We start from the raw sequence: 18416 nt of genomic DNA on the forward strand, positions 1-18416 counted from the left end.
CCAGGCGTATTGTCCATTCATTTTTACGCCATCATTGATACGATATGGATGACTAATTGTCACGGCTATTGAAAAACATGAGATACGTTACCCGACGCTTACCAGAGTTTGTTGAGGCAGAAAGCAGCCGTGCCCCATGCTCGGTGCCATCGAATCGGGGCTGTTAGGCGGACTGCTCATTATTGCTGGAACGGTCGGCGTGAAGCGTGCGACCAATTTCTGCCCCATCAGGATAAGCGGCGCACCACTGGTCACACACGGGGCCATCTGGCTACCGTCCAATGTTTCAACACTGACGATGCCGGTGCCTGGAGCGTATCCCGGGATAAAATACTGCGCTTGACACTGAACACGCTTTTCATCGCCGACCACACAGACACGGCGTTGATCGATTGTCGCCTCACCACTACCCGACATGCCCGCAGGTTCTGAAAGCACGACCTGCCGTTGGCCAAACATCGGCTCGAAGACCACAACCGTGCCATCTACCACCACTGGCGAACTCATGCTATGCGCCCGCCTTGAGCGTCGCCAACGTCAAGCATTCCGGCTATCCTTTGTTCAATATCACTACCGCGCAAACGGTACGTAACCTCAATCTGCAGTTGGTTCACAGCGGAAGCTGGTTGATAAACCCGCACTTCGGTCAGACAGGCCCGTGGTTCATACCGCAACATGCCGTCCACAATCCGCGTTTCGATTTCCGCGATAAGTTCGCTGTCGATGTTCTGGAACATCACGTCATATAACGCGCAGCCATAGTTTTCCCTCATTACGCGTTCGCCCGGTTCGGTACTGAACAGGATGCGCAGACTCTGATTGACGTCCTCCGCCCCTTCCGCCATGACTACACCGTCCGCCAACGTAAAGGCGACAGGAAACCCCCAACCGCGGCCAAATATTTGCCTCAGGATATCGTTCGCCATGTCCCACTCGCATTCATTGAGAAATTCATTGAGAATCGCGCTTCCTCAGGGCTATTGGGAAAGATCGATCCTCGCACCCGAAATAGTGACGGCGCCTTTGCCCGAAAGCGTGGTTCTTTCGCCCTCGATAGAAATACTATTCGCCTTTGCCGCCAGCACCTGCTTACTTTCCAACGTCACGCCTTCTTGCAACACCAATTTGTTGTCAGCTGAGCTCAATTCCACGGACCCCAGGAGCATGTCGAAGGACAACTGAAACTGCTGACCTCCTTTATTGATGATCAGCGTTTTATTGGTGTTCTCCAGAGAGGGCGGCACCGGCGCCCGGTTGACGGGGTTGTGCATTGCGCCAAGAATCACAGGACAACTTGGATCTTCGTCGATGAATCCGACCACCACTTCATCCCCGGTTTCAGGGTAAAAGCAGAATCCGCTCATCTGGCTGGCATAAGGGCTGGCAAATCGCGCCCAAAGTACATTGTTCCTGTCGCCAAGCACCGGAACGCGAATCCGAAGACGATTCATGCCGCTGATATCTTCCGCAAACGGCGCAATCACCCCGATATGCAACCCGCTTGCGCGAGTAACGTTCGTCATGTCGCGAACGACATCGTCTTTTCCCAATGAGACAATTGTCCTCCAGCCCTCTTCCTTACTGACGCGATGACGTATTCCTGTGATGATGCCGTTACCGTCAAAGCTCCTGCCGTAATCCTCTATTGCCAATGTCTGTCCGAGCCTGTAATTGGCGCCTCCTTCCACCAAAAACTCGCCCTCGGCACCGGCAGCCTGCAAATTCATCAGCAGACTGGTGGCTAGCTTCGTCGCCACATCGAGACCCAGTGGAGTGCTGTAATTGAATTCCCATGGTGTAGCATTCAGAGGCGCGCCTGGCGTAGCGTTAAAGGCTTGGGTTCCAAGTGCGGTCAGGCTGGCAAGCGCGGTCTGATTGACTTGTGCCTTATCGTCCCAGGTCGCCACGGTCAGTTCTGAAGGCTGATACTGTTCGCTGAATGACCAAACACCTTCCTCGATCAACGGGTCCTCATCGACTGAATGCGCATGTTGGCGAAAGGTGTGCTCGGGAATCGCTGAGAGCGTCGGCCGCATGATCGTCACACCTTCGGGCGTGGGAAGTAGCCAGACGCCGTTCGCATCGAGCCGGGAACGCAGAAAAGTCCAGTCCGAGCAGCGAAATTGCACTAGCTGGTCAAATAAGGTACTCATTCCCGTCACAGCAAGTAATGGAATCTCCTGCTCGAGCAATAATCGACCGACTATCGCAGCATCGTTTTGTTGCTCAAATACCTGCGAGCGGTGTGTGTTCACCAAGGCCTGCAACCGGTGACGTAATGTCAGTGTCAACTCGACACGATCGCGTCGCATCTTGAGGCTTTGCTGCACGATCGCCCCACGAAAGACACAGGTCTCCCCGCCCTTTTCAAGGAGAAAAATTGCCGCAGCTCTGCCCGGTTCGCAAAGGTCAATATCCTCGTCGCACGAGGACAGTGTCTCCAACGCATCTCCCGGCACAGACAACGTGATTTTCGCCGTCGGTATGCCGTTCACTTTGTGATGGGTTTCGACCCAGATCGGTCTTAAAACGCCTAGCGGCACAGGCGGCTCGCCAGTTAGAAAAACGATTGCCGGTGTAGGACGCATCAGCTCTTCCCCTTCCTGCGAGCTGAAACTTGCAGCGTTTGCCCCGGGAAGATCGCATCCAGACTGTCCAGACCGTTCTCTGCTGCGACCTCCAGATAATCCGTTCCTCCGGCCAGTGCCGTACTTACGCCATGGGTAATTTGCGCGAGAGAGGTCGCGTCCGGCACATTCACTACGGTTGTTGCAGGTGACTTCAACTGCTCTTCGGCACCTTGCAGTGTCAAACTGCCATCTGCTGCCAGAACCAGCGTTGCCGTCGCTCGTAACGGCGTCGCGTCGCGTTCGAAGAGGGTGTAGCGAATCGACAGCGAACTCATGCGGCCTGAAAAATAGCCTCTGCCGTCCCAGCGCATTTGCCCCCACCTGACCTGTAAGTAGCGCGGCTCACTGTCGGCTGGATTGACGTTGTAACAGAGCGAGCGAAGATGGGTGAGTTGGCGATCGATCGGTGTGTGGTTGCCCGGCATCCTGGCATCGAACAACAACTCCAGCGTCAATCCACCCGGGCGCGTTTGCACGTAGCGATTGCTTTGCCGGGTGGTGTTGATGAACAGATCCGGGCGGTAGTCCGTTTGATAATCTAGCGACACGGAATCCGGGTTGTACATCGCTGACAACGTCCCGGACAACTGCGTCATTTCTCGATCGCTGTAAGCATTCAGGGTGAGTTTTGCCGGCCTACGCTGCAACACATTCATCTTGCCCCCCAGCCTTCATCGCGTAGCTGCTCGATAACCCGTCGCGTGACCGCCCGAATCAGGCGCTCCTCCTGAAATTGCTCCAGCGCGAGACTGAGTTGCGGCGCCACAGTCGGTGCGCTGTCCTCGGGCGAGACGACTTTGGCCTGAATGACCAGTTCCCTGATTTCAAGCGTCATAGCTTTACTCCCATTGGAATCATTTCCTGATAACGCAACTCGAGCGTATTGATCAGTACCCTGCTGCTTGTGGCATCGAGATCGCTGGTGTGCCAGCGGACTGGCAACGCCTTGGTTATCAGCCAATTAGTTAGAGGCAAAGCATCGACATCGAACACCGTAATGACCGCATCCAGATACATCACCTTGCCGGTCAGTAGCTGAGCGTTGAACATGATGCTCAACGGTGTAAGCGCCATCACGCCACGCTCCAATCTCAGCGAGCCGTGCTGGATTTTCCCGGCGAAATAGTGGTTGCGCAGATTCTCTCCGCCCTCACTATGGGCGGAGACATTCAATTCGCGGCTTAGCCCGGCGATATTCTGGAAGCTCGCATCCAGAACACTGGGAACAGGCATCCGATTGAACCAGAACGTCGCGGCAAAACGATGGGATACCGAGGGCTGGAAGAATGCGGGATTTCCCATTAGTCACTCCCAACCGCAGCGCTGACCGGCGGTTGCATCAAACTCAAGCGCGTATCGAACGCCAGGCTAATGACGATGAACTCAGCCGGGCAGGCAACCGCCACACCGACCTTCATGATCATTTTCCCGTTTGCAATGTCCTCCTCGGTCATGGTTTCGTTGAGTCCAATCTGTATGTAAAACGCCTCTTGCTCTTCCGTGCCGTGCAAGCCGCCGTCCAGCCAGAGTTGCCGCAACCAGAGATGAGCCAGGCCCTGATATTTGATCCAGGTGAGGGCGTTATTGGTCTCGAACACGAAGTGTCGGCCAATCCGGCTAAGCTCCGCCTCGATATAGGAAATAAGCCGACGAATTTGCACATAGAGCCAAGGCGAAGCGGGATCCGGCGTCAGCGTGCGGCAGCCCCACACGCGTGTGCCGCGGCCGGGAAAACTTCGGATCAAGTTAACTGAAGCACCACCGGGCTGGAACAGGCCATTCGACTGCAGCCAGGATTGGGAGGGCTTCACAACCTGTGCCAGCGCCACGTTGGCCGGCGCTTTCCACACGCCTGACTGCCGGTCGGCGTACTCAATCACCGCCGCGACTGCGGCTGACGGTGGCACGACAACGGGATTCAGTTCGTCCTCACCGTAGTTGGTCACGAGATGCGGCCAGTAAGCAGCACCGCATTCGGGGTCGGCAGGGGCACTATGAAGAAAACTTTCCAGGCAGGCTGCGGTATCAGCCGCTGTGTCTGGCGTATCGAATAGACCCAATACGCCCTGCTTCGCGCGGCAAATATTCAGTAGCGCCAACCACATTTGTGCCCAACTGCTGCTGTCAGCACCGTCCAACAAAACCATATCCGGTATCGCCGCGAGTGTAATGCTGTTGTTGGCGGCCAGCGCCCGCAGTATCCTGGCATCGCTAAACGCGGCAATCAGTTGATCCGGATTGACTTCTTCCAGGTCCCCATACGTGCCGACAGAAAGCACGAAGCCACCCCGACCGCCGTTGTCGAAGTAGTGTTTCACCGCATAGCAGAGGATGCCGTTGCTGATGGAAACGCCACCGAACATGCTCTCATAGTCCGAAAAGCTGTTGATCGGGACGATTGAGTACGCCTCGCCCTGTTGGGTATAGCCGATGAACAACGGCACAGCACTTGCCATTCCATCGGCTTGCCCCGGAATGACCTGCTCACTGAAGGTGACATCCGGCTGACTTATCCCCATCATGGAAATGCCCCTTACATTAACGCCCTGATTTCACGCAGGATTCCTGATAGATAAAACACAGAAATTTTACGAGGAAAGATTTTGGGTAAATTGAAGAATGATGAATTCCGCGGGCCGAACGGCCGCCATCCCGACATCGACAATCATTTTCCCTTGCGCTATATCGTCGTCTGTCATGGTGATTCCGTTACCAATCTTGACGAAATAGGCCTCTTTAGCCGTAGCGCCAAGCAATGCGCCTTGTCGCCACAAACTATGTAAATAATTTTCAATGGCACTTCGGACTTTCTCCCAGGTGGGTTCGCTGTTTGGTTCGAAAACCATAGGTTGCATGGCTTTCTTTATATCCCGCTCCGCACTGTTGAAAAACCGTCGCACAGAGATATAACGCCAGCTGGTATCGCTATTACTTGTTGCCCCTGCCATGGTTCGCGCCCCCCAAACCACGACTCCCCGGCCGGCAAAATTGCGCAATACATTAATGCCGGCATCATTCATGCTCCCTTGGGCATCGTCAGACACTGCTTCTGTAACACCCGTAACGCCGGCGAGGGCTACATTGGCCGGTGCCGCCCATACACCACGACGGGAGTCAACTGAACAATAAACGCCCGCAATTGCGCCAGTCGGATTCAGAGTGAGCGGCTCCGCCAGCTTATCGTCGATATCAGCACTTACCTTGTCATAAAGCGTCGAATTGATGCTCTTCAAATCAGCCAGATTTTTTACGGCGCTGGCCGCGGCATCAACATAGCCATTTACAACAATGGCGGAATCCTGGGGACGATGCTGGAAATAAGGCGTATGTACATTCGGATAATATGCCGCGGTCAGGTCCTTCTGGGTTGGTGGTCCGCTGAGGCCGTTACCACTTGTTCCAATCAGGAAATAGCCATTTCCATCCACCAACAAGGTGCTAAGGCTACTATATTCCTTGTCGCCTCCGCCAATCGCAACGATCAGCGTTATATCAGTTTCCTGGCTAATCGCAGCGGGAAATGCATTGATCTCCGCATCATTATCGTCATAAGACAGAAGATAGCAGGGTCCGCCGCCATTCTCAAAATATTGCCTAACGTAAAATCCTTGATTCGCCACACAATTTATTGAATCTGAATAGCTATAGGAAGAATCCTGATTTTCCGGATCTTCCACGTCATCCGCACTGACAACACTAGAAGTAATATTGACGGTGAGATCTGCATCCAACGAAAACCTCGAACTAAAATCCAGCCAATTTGCAATGCGAACGCATTGACTGGGTGGAGCGGTCGAACCATCAATTGGATTGAATAGACCAATAAACACGGGCACAGCAGTCGGCGCATTATTTACAGACATCGACATCGAAGCCTGCTCGTCGACATATACACCAGGATAACTAGTAGTGACCGACATGGAATTCCTCTTAACATTCGCACCATCGACTAACTTACGCTACCGAACAACGGATTAAATCAGCCCTGTCCAACGTTCTGTGTAAATTGCAAAACAATAAACTCAGCCGGCCGAACTGCGGCCATGCCAACATTTACAATCATTTTCCCCTGCGCAATATCGTCAGATGTCATGGTGAGACCCTCGCCAATCTGCACGAAATACGCTTCCTTTTCGCTTTCACCCACCAGCGCTCCCGCTTGCCAGAGACCGTAAAGATAATTGGTGATAGCGCTGCGTACCTTCTCCCAAACGGGCTGGCCGTTCGGTTCGAATACCATAGATCGCAAGGCGGATTTAATATCCCGCTCAGCGCTATCGAACAGTCGGCGCACCGGGATGTAACGCCAGTTGTCGCTGTCCTCCAACGTTCTGGCACCCCACACAACCGTGCCGCCGCCCACCGCGTTACGGATCATGTTGATCGCCAACCCGCTGTTAAATTGCCCTTGCAGGTCATCGGTGACTTTATATAAAGGTTGGTAATTTGCTGGAAGATAGACATTCGCCGGTGCTTTCCACACCCCGCGCGTGCGATCTACGGAACAGTAAATCCCTGCCACGACGACACTCGGAGGAATATTATTGGAGGTCCAATTTGCCCTGAGATACGGATAGTAGACAGCCACGCAAGGGTTGGATTGCCAGGCGGGCTTATAAGTAGATGTCATTTCGGACTGGGAACCGTCCATGATTGCGAATCGTCCGGTGCCCGGCTGGCATAGCGTGCCAATATCTGCAGAATCTACGTCTAAGACACCCTGCCCAACGATCAGGGAAATATCGTCGTAGCAGGGAATCCTGGCTGTCGCGCAGTTCCCTAGTACAAGATAGCAATAGCCTCCGCGGTTTTCGAAGTACGCGCGAATGGCCGTATCCCTGTGCCCGTCATCGCTGCTGCCGAAATCAAACGCGTAGTCTTCACCGAGGATGGTTTTTACGTTTTTGACATAGTCCAACCATGAAGTTATTCTCATGCATTGTTGATTATCACTGCCCTTCACCAGGCGATCGTCATTGCCAACAATAATGGCAGGCACCGCTGTAGCCGAATTATTAATAGATAACGAGGGTGAAGCGTCCTCTTCAACGTAGACACCCGGATAACTCACTGTCACAGGCATACAACGAACTCCTTAAAGCAAGATCAAGTTTCAAAGAAATTCAATTAGCCCGCATCGTTACCCGGTCGGCCATCAATGTCATTTCCTGCACCGCCGCTTCATTACTGGTAGCGTCCAGCGATGGCGAAGTCAACGAGGTCGGGAACGCATTCGATACGTTCCACGTAAACAGAAGCGTCGTTCCCGCGTCGTCGGTCAGACTGATGGTGATATCTTTCTTCTCAACCTTATTAAGCGAAATCGAGTTAATCCAGTCGAAAAGTTCAGAGTCTTTTCGAAAAACCCCTTTTCGCAACGTGATCGAACTCGGTTGACGCTGACCGGGCATTTTGAACCAGTTACCGGTGCCGTCTCGGTATTCGATGGTTTCATACTTGACATCTAGTCCTGACACGCTATTGAACTGGACGCTCTCGCTACCCAGGGAAACCATGAACCGGTAGGTCGGAATCGGATATGACGCAGCAATCTGATCGGCAGTAGTTGCCATTTTTTTTGCCCTCTTAGCGAACATCACTCACGTGAAAATTAAACTTCGAGTACGGATTACACGTTCACGAGACAAAAATTGCGCTCACGGCGAAAGCCATTTTTCAACGCATTAAAAATTTGCCTTTCTTTGCCTTCAATCAATCGAACGAGTGATCGAAGCTTAATACGTCTTCAATAACCTTGCGTTGTGGCATTTTGTCCAGAAAGTATGCGGATTAGCGTCCAGCCCGCTTACCGCGGAATACGACGCGAGCGCTCATGCGCCCTGCATGCAATCCGGGCGCCTGTAACGCACAACGTTGGGGGAACGGAGATTGAAACCAAAGAACCCGCAGTCGCCCGCTTGAGTGAGCGCCGCGTGGATGTGCCCATTTCGGGCGTGGGAATGGAGTTGGAGCGAGAGCCGCGGGCGGACGTGAGTCGCGGCAATTGGCGATGAGGGGGCCTCGCACCGCCGGATTGAACAGACCTAATTTCGACACGGGCACCCAGAACGTCGACGACGCGCCCTCATCGCGGCAGCATCGTCGACGTTCCGGGTTTGGCGAACCGAATCTACTTCACACTCCAGCGGCCACTTCGGGCGGCGCCTGACGGAAACCACGCGTGAGCCAGCCGAGATAGCACAGTCCCAGCACGAACCAGATTGCGCCCATCACCAACGCGGTCGTCTCCAGACTGACCAGCAGCCACAGATCCGCCAGCGCACCCAGGAGCGGGAACAGCAGTCCGCCGAGTACGCTTATCGCCTGTGCACTCCCCTTCGCCAGAAAGAACTGCCGGATCACACACAGATTGACCGCGGTGAACGCGAGAAACGCGCCGAAATTGATGAAGGACGTCGACGTCGCCACATCGAGCTTCAACGCGACGAGACCGATTGCGCCCGCGATCGCGATGTTCAGCGCCGGCGTCTTGAACTTCGGATGCACAAAACCGAAGATGCGTTTGGGCAGTACTTCGTCGCGTCCCATCGCATACAGCAAACGCCCCACGCTTGCCTGCGCCGAGATGCCGGACGCGAACTGCGCGAGAATCAGGCCGGCCAGAAACACCGTCACGAAGATATCGCCACCCACTTTGCGCGCGACTTCGAAAGCGGCCGAATCAGGGTCCTTGAACACCGCGCCGGGGTGCGCGAGTTGCACCGTGTACGCGGCGATCACGAAGATCGCGCCGCCGATCAGCGCAATCAGCACGATCGCGCGCGGCATGGTCTTCTCAGGGGCAATCGTTTCTTCGGTCAACGTCGACACCGCGTCGAAGCCGAGGTACGAATAGGCGGCAATCGCGGCGCCGGCCATCGTCGCCGAGAACGGCACATGCGGCTTGAAGAACGGTTCGGCCGAAATCAGACCGCCGGGGCCGACCGCTGCGGTCACATAGTGACAGCACAGCACGACGAACAACGCGACGATCGCGAGTTGCACGACCATCAGCACGATGTTGAAACGGTTGGCGAGCTCAATGCCGAGAATATTCAACGCACTCGTCAACACGATGAACGCTACGATCCAGATCCAGCTCGGAATGTGCGGAAACGCGGCGCTTAGATACGCGGCGCCGATCAGCCAGATCACCATCGGCAGGAAAAAGTAATCGAGCAAGGTGGCCCATCCGATCATGAAGCCCAGATGCGGATTGAAGGTTCTGCGCGTGTACGTATAGGCAGACCCCGCCACTGGGAATAGCCGCGCAAGCTTGCCGTAGCTGAGCGCGGTGAACGCGATCGCGACGAGGGCAATCAGATACGCGAGCGCGGCGGTATCGTTGCTGGCGCTCGCCAGCACACCGTAGGTGCCGTAGACGATCAGCGGCGCCATATAGGCAAGGCCGAACAGCAGGACTGAAGGCAGGCCGAGCGTGCGCTTCAGATGCGCGCTTTGGGACGCGGCAGATGCGCCCGTGCGCTCCGTGGGGGATGTTGGGGTCATGCGGTGTCTCCTCTTGATAATGGGCGAGCGTCGTCGAGGGCGGCGTTGAACGCGCCCCGGTCGAGCTGTGTCGATCAGACTTGCTGAATGCGCATGGGTCGCGCCGATGATTCTTTGCCTGACGTGGTGCGCGAATGGATGTCTGGGTACTTATGTGCCCATACACCTGCGCACCAGCGCGCGCACCTTAACGCGCGCGGATCACACGCGCACGTTGCCCGTGCTCGCCGTCCAGCGTCGCGAGGTCGAGCGCAATGCGTGCATCATGCAGGTAACGATAGTGTTCGCGCGCCCCTTCGAGACGCGCCGGATCAAGCGTGGCGCGCAGGACATTTTCTTGCTGCCCGGCGTCGCACACCACGTCGCCGAACGGATCGATCAACGCCGATTCACCGGGGAACGTGAGGTTGTCGTCACCTGAACCGATGCGATTCACGAGCGCCGCGAACATCTGATTCTCCATCGCGCGCGCCACGATCGCCCGGCGATGCACGGGCCCGAATGGGTCCATATTGCCGTTCGTCACGATCAGCAGATCGGCGCCCAATGACGCAACCGCACGCGCCGTTTCGGGAAATTCGATGTCGTAGCAGATCAGGATGCCAACGGTCAGGCCCTTGAAGTTGCACACTTCGTAACGGTCGCCCGGTTCGAACACGCCGACGTCCGACGCCCACAGATGCGTCTTGCGATAGCGCAGCGCAATCTCGCCGTTCTCGTCGACCAGCACCGTGGTGTTGAAAAAGCGGTTACCGTCACGCTCGGCGAGACCCACCGCGACAGCTACGCGCGCTTCGCGCGCTGCATGGCGGACTGCGGTAAGCGACGGCCCGTCGATCGGTTCGGCCACGTCGCCGATGGTGTCGCGCGTCGGAAAGCCCGACAGCGTGGTCTCTGGAAACACGATCAGATCGGTCCCGGCCGCTCGTTGGGCGATGGTTTGCAGCACGCGTTGCACGTTTGCCCCGCCGACGCCCGCCGCGCCATCCATGATCGGGATCTGTGCCAGTTCGAGTTGAAGCATTCTGTCTCCTGTGTCGACCAGAGTTAGTGCTTTAGCACTTACTCTGGTCCCATGCAGAGCATTTCGACCAGAGTTGGCGCTTTAGCTGTCGGCTAGAGTTGGCGCTTTAGCGCTTACTCTAGCCCCATGCAAAGCACCTACTCTGGTCCCATGCAAAATATTTGCGATCCTTGCCGGTCTGCTTCGCGTTAAATAGCGGCTGTTGTCAGACCGCCCGCGTTTCAGGTTGGGCCTATTATTACCAGACATATTTTTGTTCGTAATCACCCGGCTGGGTTACCCTCAACGGAGCACGCATGGAACTCGAATGGCGCGACCTGGCCTTTCATCGCGAGATCGGCGCGGTTATCGAAGCACTCGACAGCGCGCAATTCTGGACTCGCCTCACACGTGCGCTCGAGCGCTATGTCGTGTTCGACAACTGGGTCGCACTGCGCTTCACGGCAGGCGTGGCGCCCCTCGTCTGCGCCGAATCGCCGACGCCGGACGGCACCGTGGATGCGATGTTCCAGGACTATCTCGCCGCGCTTTATCAGCTCGACCCGTTTTATATCGCCGCGACTGAAAGGCCTGCATCCGGCTTCGTCACCCTTGCGGATGTCGCGCCCGACAACTTTACGATGACCGACTACTACCAGCGGTACTTCAGGAAAAACATCGTCGGCGATGAAGTGCATTTCAACTACATGATCGATGCGCGGCACACGCTGGCGTTTTCGCTCGGCGCCACGCAGCGCTATGGCGAGCGCGATCGGACGGTGCTCGCGCTCTGCGCGCCCTGGGTCATCGCGCTAATGCGTCAGCGCTTGCCGTATGAGACATTCGACGCATCGCAGCAGGCCGCGAGCGAGACGGTGACGGAAACAACAGTGGACACAGACGCGCCGACGGACACGCCCGCCTACGCCGCGCGCTTCGAGCAGGTGTCGTCGGCGAGCGGACGCTCGCCACTCACCGCGCGCGAGGTGGAGGTGGCGATGCTGACCTTGAGTGGATTTTCCACGCGCGCCATCGCGGAGAAACTGACGATCTCATTTGAGACGGTGCGCGCACACAAGAAGCACATCTATACGAAGCTCAACGTCAACTCGCAGTCGGAGTTGTTCGCGCTGTTTTATGAAGCGGGACGCAAAGGGGCATGACGTCCCGCGTATTGACTACCGGCGCGCGTCACGAGCCGCACGCGGCGCAACCACTCGCCGTTTCTTCGTAGCGATCATGATGCTTGAGCCACTCGCCCATATTCTTCTTCTCCTCGCGGCCTTTCGGCGTGACGTCGAGGTGCGCGTACGCGCTCAGGAACTGCTCTCCCCCGCGTCCGTAGGTGGAATACGTGTGATAGACGTCGCCCGCTTCGTCCTTGTAGAACACACTGTGACCGGGTAGCTCGTCGATGCCGACATCCTGCTCGGTGAAGTTGTAGAACGCCTTCTTGCTCGCGACCTCCTCGGGAGTGAACGACACGTGATAGTCGAAATTAAAGTCGCTCTCATTCGACGACACCCACGGGAACTTCCAGCCCATCCGTTTTTTGAAAGCCTCGATCTTCGCGAGCGGCCCACGCGAGACCGCCACGTACGATACGTCGTGATGTTCAAGATGCGTCAGGATGCCATCCATGTGATCCGACACGAACGAGCAGCCGAAACAGCCCTCTTCCCAGTCGGGTCCGAACATGAAGTGATAGACGATCAATTGACTACGGCCGCCGAACAGATCGGCGAGTGTCTTGCGGCCCTGCAGCGTATCGAATATGTAGGTCTTGTCGACCTTCACCCACGGCAGCGCCCGACGTTTGCGGGCGAGTTCATCGCCGGCGCGCGTGTACGCTTTCTCTTCGACCAATAGCGCCTTGCTGGCGGCTAGCCATTCTTCCCTGGTGCCGATCCGGTGTTGCGGGTCCATATGCATCTCCTTGTCTGCGTCGTGCAGGTTCGATACAGAAAAATCCGGCGAATTCAAGCGAAGTAGCGTTCCAGCGAATCGAGGCCATCGCCCCAGCCGAGTTGGTGGTGGTCGCGCGTTTCTTCGTCGACGAACTGTTCATGCGTGAGCGTCAGCAAGGTACCGTTGCCGTCCGGGCGCAACAGCACTGTGACGAGCGACTCCTGCTCCGGACTCGAACGCCATGCCCATGTGAACACCAGTTTGGCGTCCGGCACCACCTCCAGATACTGACCACTGACCTCGAGTTCCCGGCCGTCCGTCTTGAGATACCTGATCAAGTAGCGCCCGTCTACGCGTGCGTCCAGATCCGCACGGGTCACCTCGGCATCGCCCGGATGCATCCACTTCATGAGTTGCGCCGCTTCCGTCCAGGCACGGAAGACTCTGGCGGGCGCGGCGTTGATTCGGCGCTGGAGGGTGAGGCTGGGTTGGGTGGACATGGGGTTTCCTCTTCGACGAAAGCGGCAAGACGATCGAGTGATTCGGACCAGAAGCGCTGATAACGGCCAAGCCATTCCATGGCTTCCTCCATCGGCCCGGCGGACAGGCGGCACGCCACCGTTCGGCCGGTTTTGCTGCGCGTGATGAGACCCGCCTCGGACAGCACGTCGAGGTGTTTCATCACCGCGGGCAACGACATCGCAAACGGCTCGGCGAGTTCGCTGACCGACAGATCGTTCAGTTCGGAAAGACGCGCGAGCAACGCACGCCGCGTCGGATCGGACAGCGCGGCGAAGGTGCGATCGAGTACTGTTTCATTAAACTTAACCATGAGGTTAAGTATAGGAACGCGCGTAAGGATGTCAAGGACAGGTACGTGCTTTCTCAAAGCGCGCAGGAAGATGCGAAGGGGACGTTACAAAAAAAGATACGCGGCGCATTGCAGAAAAAGCCCTGCAACACGCCGCGTCAAGGTGGAGAACAACCGACTACACGTTCGAGCAAAGCGGCCGATAAAGCCCGCCCCACTCTCGCGTTACAGCAAATCCTGCAAAACTGAATGCAGCAGAATCAGATCGCCCAGCCGCCGAGATAGAAACCGACCAGCACGATAGCGATGGCAACCGTGCCCACGTTCAGCTTGCGATACTCGCCGCTCACTACGCGGCCGATCACCAGGGTCGCGAAGCCGAGCATGATGCCCGTCACGATGTTGGCGGTCAGCACGATGAACACGGCGCACATCAGGCCCGACATCGCGTCGACCATGTCGTCCATGTGCAGCTTGCTCACGTTCGAGAGCATCAGCAGGCCGACGTACATCAGCGCCGGAGCCGTTGCATAGGACGGTACCAGGCTTGCGAGCGGCGAGAAGAACATCACCACCAGGAACAGCAGACCGACCACCGCCGCTGCCATCCCCGTCTTCGCGCCGGCTGCAACGCCAACCGTCGATTCGATGTAGGCAGCCGCCGGTGCACCACCGAGCAGGCCCGAGAAAATCGAGCTCAGCGAATCCGCCGTCAACGCGCGGCCGCCGTTGATGATGCGGCCGTTTTCGTCGAGTTGACCCGCTTGTCCCGCAACGGCGCGAATCGTGCCGGTTGCGTCGAACACCGCGGTCATCACCAGTGCCAGCACGCTAGGCAAAACTGCCATCGACAGCGCGCCCTTGATGTCCATTGCGCCAATCAGCGAAGCGTGGCCCGGTGCGCTCAGCGACGGCAGTGCGAACACGCCGTGAAAAGCCACCGCCGGATCGATTGCAAGCGCAATCAACGAGATCACGACGATCACGATCAGGATCGAACCCGGCACGCGACGGCGCACCAGACCGAAGATCGCCGCCAGACCCGCCACCGACATGATCGCCGGCAATGCCGTGATATTGCCGAGCGCCACCGGGAGACCCGCGCCCGGATTCTTGACGACCAGACCCACGTCATTCGCGGCGATCAGCAGCAGGAACAGGCCGATGCCGATCCCCGTGCCGTGCGCGATGCCCGTCGGCAGATTGCGCAGAATCCATGAACGCACGCCCGTCACCGAGATGCCGGTGAAGACCACACCCATCAGGAACACCGCGCCGAGTGCGACGTTCGGCTGCAGACCTTTACCGAGCACGAGGCCGAACGCGGTGAACGCAGTCAGCGAAATCGCGCAGCCGATCGCGATCGGCAGACGCGCCCACACACCCATCAGCAGCGAGCCGAAGGCGGTGGTCAGACATACGGCAACGAACACCGCACTCGTGTCAAAGCCCGCTTTGCCGAACATGCCCGGCACGACGAACACGGAATAGACCATCGCGAGGAAGGTCGTGATGCCCGCGACAATTTCCGTACGCTGCGAACTGCCGCGTGAAGAGATTTCGAAGTAGCGGTCGAGAAAGCCCTTTCCGTCGAATGATTCGGCGCCGACTTCAGAAATCGGTTGGGCGTGGGGTTCCATCATGATGAGTGCCTCCTTTATCAGCGTGCTGAAACGGCCCGTATTCCGGCCGCCATCAGGTTCGTCTCGTTGCGTTGATCTAATGTGGTGTGGCAAGGTTTGAACATCGGCTTGCGATGCGTCCACAACCCGCATGCTCCGTTCTTCTTTTGCTGTCCCGAAATGTAGGCCAACACGATTATGTCTCCCATCGCATGAATGGCATGCCCGACATGTCGCGATGCTTATATCGTTTAGGGGACGGCAAACCACGAGGCCGCTCCGCGTGTTTACACCTACTGTTTGTCATGAAGTTGTGAAAGGGTTTTGAGGGGTTCGAATCGCGAAAACCGGCGCCGAACCAGGGTTGAAAGCGCGCAATGCGGCATGAGCCGTGCGCGGCGGCCACCTGTCAGAAAGCCTGCAAAACCGGGCCGCCCCGGCGCCGCGGGTTACACTCTGGCCCTTACCTGAGTTAAAGCGTGACTTAACTGCGGCGGTCCACAACGCCCGCCCGCACTGGCCCATGGAGTCCTTCTTGATGAGCGGCGGTTTTTCGCGTCCTGCCTGGCGTCTTCCGATTCTTGCTGTGTTCGCGCTGTTCGCGCTGTCCGGTTGCAGCCTGCTGTGGGGCCCACAGCAGGCGCCGATTGTCGATGCCACGGTGATGCCCGTCGAACCTGCGAGCGCGCCCGTGGCGGCCTCCGCACCGGAGCCGGTCGAGACTGAAGCGGCCGAGCCCGAGCAGCCGAAGAAACCGAAGAAGCCGGTCGTCAAGCCGCGCAAGGTCGAACCTCCGCCGCCGGTCGCCACGCCCGCGCCGCCGCCGCCCGCCCCGCCGCCGCTGATCGTGCTGCGCACGATCGAGCGCAACGATGCGCGCGCGCTGCTCGATAGCGAAGTGCAGAAGCCCGACGGCAAGGTGGTTGGCCGCGCGGTCGACATGATCGCCGATGCGAACGGCAAGCCGCGCGAAATGGTGGTGAATCTGCAGGGCTTCCTCGGCGTAGGTGACCGCAAGGTCAATTTCCCGTGGAGCGCGTTCCGCTTCACGCCGACCGCGAAGAGCGCGCCGATCACACTCAACGCGACGGCCGCGCCGACGCCCGCGGCGAAATCCGCCGCGGTGCAATTGCCGCTGATCGACGCCGATGTCGAGCGCTCGAACGGCGCCAAGGTCGGCCGCGTGATCGACGTGCTGATCGACGCCAACGCGCAACCGCAGGCGGTCGTGCTCGACGTCAACGGCATGGTCAGCACCGAGCGGCGCACGATTGCCGCCAACTGGTCGGCCCTGCGTTTCGTCACGAAAGACAAGGAACTGCATCCGCTGATCGATCTGAGCGATGCGCAGATCAACGCGACACCGCCATACGCCAGTGGCATGCCGATCCGCGCGGTGTCGCCGGCGCCTCCTCCGGCTCCCGCTCCTGCCGCTGCGGCTTCCGCCGCGCCGGCTACGGTTACCGCGGGCTCCAACGCACGGGCGGCCCGATGACAGGCCGCACTCTGGTTACCGCGCGCAGCCTGCGCGCGCTCGATTGGCTGAATTTTTTCGTCGCAAACGTGCAGACGGGCTTCGGCCCATTCATTGCGTCGTATCTCGCTTCGCACAAGTGGACCCAGGGCGAGATCGGCATGGCGCTGTCGGTCGGCACCATTAGCGCGATGGTGAGCCAGGTGCCGGGCGGCGCTGCCGTCGACGCATTGCGCAACAAGAAAGGCGCTGCCGCATGGGCGATTTTCGCGATCATCTTCAGTGCGGTGCTGCTGGCCGCGAGCCCGACTGTGCTGCCGGTGATCGCCGCCGAGGTATTCCACGGCTTTGCCAGTTGCATGCTGACGCCGGCGCTGGCCGCGATCTCGTTTGCGCTGGTGGGGCGCGCGAATCTGGGTGACCGGTTGGGACGCAATGCGCGCTGGGCGTCGATCGGCAGTGCCGTGGCTGCCGGGCTGATGGGCGTATTCGGCGAATACTATTCCCCGCGCGCCGTGTTCTGGCTGACCGCGGCGCTGGCTGTTCCAGCATTGTTTGCGCTGACGATGATTCAGCGCACCGATACGATCGAGCTGCCGAAAGCCGGGCCGACACCTGAACAGATCGAACGACGCGAGAGTCTGCGCGAGTTGTTGCGTGACAAGCGAATGCTGCTGTTTGCGGCTTGTATCGTGCTGTTCCATTTGTCGAATGCGGCGATGCTGAACCTTGCTGCGGGCGAAGTGACCGCCGGCATGGGGGACAACGTGCAGTTGGTGATTGCCGCCTGCATCATCGTGCCGCAGGCGATCGTGGCGATGATGTCGCCATGGGTCGGGCGCTCTGCCGAGCGGTGGGGACGCAGGCCGATCTTATTGCTGGGGTTTTCTGCGTTGCCGATACGGGCGTTGTTGTTTGCCGGGATCAGCAGCCCTTATTTGCTGGTGCCGGTGCAGATGCTCGACGGCCTGAGCGCGGCCGTGTTCGGCGTGATGCTGCCGTTGATTGCCGCCGATGTCGCCGGCGGGAAGGGGCGGTATAACCTTTGTATTGGATTGTTCGGGTTGGCTGCCGGGATTGGGGCTACTTTGAGCACGACTGCTGCTGGGTTTGTGGCGGATCATTTCGGCAATGCTGTGAGCTTTTTTGGACTCGCCGCTGCGGGCGCGCTTGCTGTGCTGTTGGTGTGGGCGGCGATGCCCGAGACGCGGGATTCCGATGCGGCGGAGGGGGCTGCGCCTGTGGCTGATGGGGGGGAGTCGGCTGCTAGATGAGGCTGGGGGTTTGCCTTGGCGGCGCTTGGTTCTGTGTGCCTACGGCGTTGGCCTTTGTTTGGCTTTTTTACCCGCGCGGCGCTTTTTGGTTGTTTGCCTACGGCGTTGGCCTTTCCTTGATTTGTTATTGGTCTATTAGCGTCGCCCCTGTGCGGGGCAGGCACCTACTTTTCTTTGCCTGCTGC

At 58.0% G+C, this 18416-nt stretch carries 20 protein-coding genes; 4 read left to right on the plus strand and 16 right to left on the minus strand.

The genetic code is table 11. The annotated features are described in order from the left end of the window. Positions 1-87: 87 nt before the first annotated feature. From KHO31_RS32265 to KHO31_RS32320, 12 genes are all read right to left on the minus strand, one after another. On the minus strand, positions 88-507 hold the full coding sequence (locus KHO31_RS32265; protein ID WP_201075383.1) for a hypothetical protein: 420 nt from the start codon (positions 505-507) through the stop codon (positions 88-90). Then, complete coding sequence (locus KHO31_RS32270; RefSeq protein ID WP_201075384.1) at positions 504-926, minus strand: GPW/gp25 family protein; 423 nt, start codon at positions 924-926, stop codon at positions 504-506. The genes KHO31_RS32265 and KHO31_RS32270 overlap by 4 nt, the downstream gene beginning before the upstream one ends. 51 nt (positions 927-977) lie before the next feature. After that, positions 978-2588, minus strand: a complete 1611-nt coding sequence (locus KHO31_RS32275; RefSeq protein WP_201075385.1) for a phage baseplate assembly protein V — start codon at positions 2586-2588, stop codon at positions 978-980. Then, positions 2588-3286 (minus strand): CIS tube protein, encoded by a 699-nt coding sequence (locus tag KHO31_RS32280; protein WP_201108288.1) that lies wholly within the window; start codon positions 3284-3286, stop codon positions 2588-2590. Before KHO31_RS32280 ends, KHO31_RS32275 begins: the two co-directional genes overlap by 1 nt. After that, positions 3283-3465, minus strand: a complete 183-nt coding sequence (locus KHO31_RS32285; protein WP_201075387.1) for a DUF5908 family protein — start codon at positions 3463-3465, stop codon at positions 3283-3285. Before KHO31_RS32285 ends, KHO31_RS32280 begins: the two co-directional genes overlap by 4 nt. Next, a complete protein-coding gene (locus tag KHO31_RS32290; RefSeq protein WP_201075389.1) occupies positions 3462-3932 on the minus strand; it encodes a phage tail protein in 471 nt (156 codons plus the stop codon). The genes KHO31_RS32285 and KHO31_RS32290 overlap by 4 nt, the downstream gene beginning before the upstream one ends. After that, a complete protein-coding gene (locus tag KHO31_RS32295; RefSeq protein ID WP_201108289.1) occupies positions 3932-5152 on the minus strand; it encodes a phage tail sheath family protein in 1221 nt (406 codons plus the stop codon). Before KHO31_RS32295 ends, KHO31_RS32290 begins: the two co-directional genes overlap by 1 nt. Positions 5153-5218: 66 nt before the next feature. After that, a complete protein-coding gene (locus tag KHO31_RS32300; protein ID WP_201085847.1) occupies positions 5219-6550 on the minus strand; it encodes a phage tail sheath family protein in 1332 nt (443 codons plus the stop codon). A gap of 59 nt (positions 6551-6609) precedes the next feature. Next, positions 6610-7713 (minus strand): phage tail sheath family protein, encoded by a 1104-nt coding sequence (locus KHO31_RS32305; protein WP_211625193.1) that lies wholly within the window; start codon positions 7711-7713, stop codon positions 6610-6612. Positions 7714-7753: 40 nt separating this feature from the next. After that, a complete protein-coding gene (locus KHO31_RS32310; protein ID WP_211625195.1) occupies positions 7754-8203 on the minus strand; it encodes a phage tail protein in 450 nt (149 codons plus the stop codon). A gap of 562 nt (positions 8204-8765) precedes the next feature. Continuing rightward, entirely contained in the window at positions 8766-10139 is a 1374-nt protein-coding gene (locus KHO31_RS32315; RefSeq protein WP_201075398.1) for an APC family permease, read from the minus strand. Positions 10140-10326: 187 nt separating this feature from the next. Next, positions 10327-11163, minus strand: a complete 837-nt coding sequence (locus KHO31_RS32320; protein ID WP_201075401.1) for a carbon-nitrogen hydrolase family protein — start codon at positions 11161-11163, stop codon at positions 10327-10329. Positions 11164-11459: 296 nt separating this feature from the next. Between KHO31_RS32320 and KHO31_RS32325 the strand changes: the two genes are divergently transcribed. Then, positions 11460-12305 (plus strand): helix-turn-helix transcriptional regulator, encoded by an 846-nt coding sequence (locus KHO31_RS32325; protein WP_201075403.1) that lies wholly within the window; start codon positions 11460-11462, stop codon positions 12303-12305. 28 nt (positions 12306-12333) lie between these two features. Here the strand turns inward: KHO31_RS32325 and KHO31_RS32330 are convergent, their stop codons facing one another. Genes KHO31_RS32330 through KHO31_RS32340 form a run of 3 tightly spaced genes read right to left on the minus strand, consistent with a single transcriptional unit; the run spans position 12334 to position 13882 of the window. Beyond that, complete coding sequence (locus tag KHO31_RS32330) at positions 12334-13068, minus strand: DUF899 domain-containing protein (RefSeq protein WP_201075405.1); 735 nt, start codon at positions 13066-13068, stop codon at positions 12334-12336. A gap of 53 nt (positions 13069-13121) precedes the next feature. Beyond that, positions 13122-13550: an SRPBCC family protein gene (locus KHO31_RS32335; protein ID WP_201075407.1), complete on the minus strand. Its 429-nt coding sequence runs from the start codon at positions 13548-13550 to the stop codon at positions 13122-13124. Next, complete coding sequence (locus tag KHO31_RS32340) at positions 13457-13882, minus strand: ArsR/SmtB family transcription factor (RefSeq protein WP_201075409.1); 426 nt, start codon at positions 13880-13882, stop codon at positions 13457-13459. Before KHO31_RS32340 ends, KHO31_RS32335 begins: the two co-directional genes overlap by 94 nt. 45 nt (positions 13883-13927) lie before the next feature. Here KHO31_RS32340 and KHO31_RS32345 point away from each other — a divergent pair, with 45 nt between their 5' ends. Next, a complete protein-coding gene (locus tag KHO31_RS32345; protein ID WP_201075411.1) occupies positions 13928-14110 on the plus strand; it encodes a hypothetical protein in 183 nt (60 codons plus the stop codon). 11 nt (positions 14111-14121) lie between these two features. Here KHO31_RS32345 and KHO31_RS32350 read toward each other — a convergent pair whose 3' ends face one another. Next, positions 14122-15504, minus strand: coding sequence for an NCS2 family permease (locus KHO31_RS32350; protein WP_201075413.1), 1383 nt, complete (start codon positions 15502-15504; stop codon positions 14122-14124). A 517-nt stretch (positions 15505-16021) separates the two neighbouring features. Here KHO31_RS32350 and KHO31_RS32355 point away from each other — a divergent pair. Then, entirely contained in the window at positions 16022-16978 is a 957-nt protein-coding gene (locus KHO31_RS32355; protein WP_211620915.1) for a PRC-barrel domain-containing protein, read from the plus strand. Then, the gene (locus KHO31_RS32360) at positions 16975-18231 is read left to right on the plus strand and encodes an MFS transporter (RefSeq protein WP_201075422.1); all 1257 of its coding nucleotides are present in this window, start codon (positions 16975-16977) and stop codon (positions 18229-18231) included. The genes KHO31_RS32355 and KHO31_RS32360 overlap by 4 nt, the downstream gene beginning before the upstream one ends. The last annotated feature ends 185 nt before the right edge of the window (positions 18232-18416 follow it).

The sequence above is a fragment of the Paraburkholderia domus genome (assembly GCF_905220705.1).
GTDB lineage: Bacteria > Pseudomonadota > Gammaproteobacteria > Burkholderiales > Burkholderiaceae > Paraburkholderia > Paraburkholderia domus.

What these genes read in the sequence shown, in the direction of transcription:
- KHO31_RS32265 (WP_201075383.1), bottom strand. Translation starts at nt 507, where the DNA reads ATGAGTTCGCCAGTGGTGGTAGATGGCACGGTTGTGGTCTTCGAGCCG.
- KHO31_RS32270 (WP_201075384.1), bottom strand. Translation starts at nt 926, where the DNA reads ATGGCGAACGATATCCTGAGGCAAATATTTGGCCGCGGTTGGGGGTTT.
- KHO31_RS32275 (WP_201075385.1), bottom strand. Translation starts at nt 2,588, where the DNA reads ATGCGTCCTACACCGGCAATCGTTTTTCTAACTGGCGAGCCGCCTGTG.
- KHO31_RS32280 (WP_201108288.1), bottom strand. Translation starts at nt 3,286, where the DNA reads ATGAATGTGTTGCAGCGTAGGCCGGCAAAACTCACCCTGAATGCTTAC.
- KHO31_RS32285 (WP_201075387.1), bottom strand. Translation starts at nt 3,465, where the DNA reads ATGACGCTTGAAATCAGGGAACTGGTCATTCAGGCCAAAGTCGTCTCG.
- KHO31_RS32290 (WP_201075389.1), bottom strand. Translation starts at nt 3,932, where the DNA reads ATGGGAAATCCCGCATTCTTCCAGCCCTCGGTATCCCATCGTTTTGCC.
- KHO31_RS32295 (WP_201108289.1), bottom strand. Translation starts at nt 5,152, where the DNA reads ATGATGGGGATAAGTCAGCCGGATGTCACCTTCAGTGAGCAGGTCATT.
- KHO31_RS32300 (WP_201085847.1), bottom strand. Translation starts at nt 6,550, where the DNA reads ATGTCGGTCACTACTAGTTATCCTGGTGTATATGTCGACGAGCAGGCT.
- KHO31_RS32305 (WP_211625193.1), bottom strand. Translation starts at nt 7,713, where the DNA reads ATGCCTGTGACAGTGAGTTATCCGGGTGTCTACGTTGAAGAGGACGCT.
- KHO31_RS32310 (WP_211625195.1), bottom strand. Translation starts at nt 8,203, where the DNA reads ATGGCAACTACTGCCGATCAGATTGCTGCGTCATATCCGATTCCGACC.
- KHO31_RS32315 (WP_201075398.1), bottom strand. Translation starts at nt 10,139, where the DNA reads ATGACCCCAACATCCCCCACGGAGCGCACGGGCGCATCTGCCGCGTCC.
- KHO31_RS32320 (WP_201075401.1), bottom strand. Translation starts at nt 11,163, where the DNA reads ATGCTTCAACTCGAACTGGCACAGATCCCGATCATGGATGGCGCGGCG.
- KHO31_RS32325 (WP_201075403.1), top strand. Translation starts at nt 11,460, where the DNA reads ATGGAACTCGAATGGCGCGACCTGGCCTTTCATCGCGAGATCGGCGCG.
- KHO31_RS32330 (WP_201075405.1), bottom strand. Translation starts at nt 13,068, where the DNA reads ATGGACCCGCAACACCGGATCGGCACCAGGGAAGAATGGCTAGCCGCC.
- KHO31_RS32335 (WP_201075407.1), bottom strand. Translation starts at nt 13,550, where the DNA reads ATGTCCACCCAACCCAGCCTCACCCTCCAGCGCCGAATCAACGCCGCG.
- KHO31_RS32340 (WP_201075409.1), bottom strand. Translation starts at nt 13,882, where the DNA reads ATGGTTAAGTTTAATGAAACAGTACTCGATCGCACCTTCGCCGCGCTG.
- KHO31_RS32350 (WP_201075413.1), bottom strand. Translation starts at nt 15,504, where the DNA reads ATGATGGAACCCCACGCCCAACCGATTTCTGAAGTCGGCGCCGAATCA.
- KHO31_RS32355 (WP_211620915.1), top strand. Translation starts at nt 16,022, where the DNA reads ATGAGCGGCGGTTTTTCGCGTCCTGCCTGGCGTCTTCCGATTCTTGCT.
- KHO31_RS32360 (WP_201075422.1), top strand. Translation starts at nt 16,975, where the DNA reads ATGACAGGCCGCACTCTGGTTACCGCGCGCAGCCTGCGCGCGCTCGAT.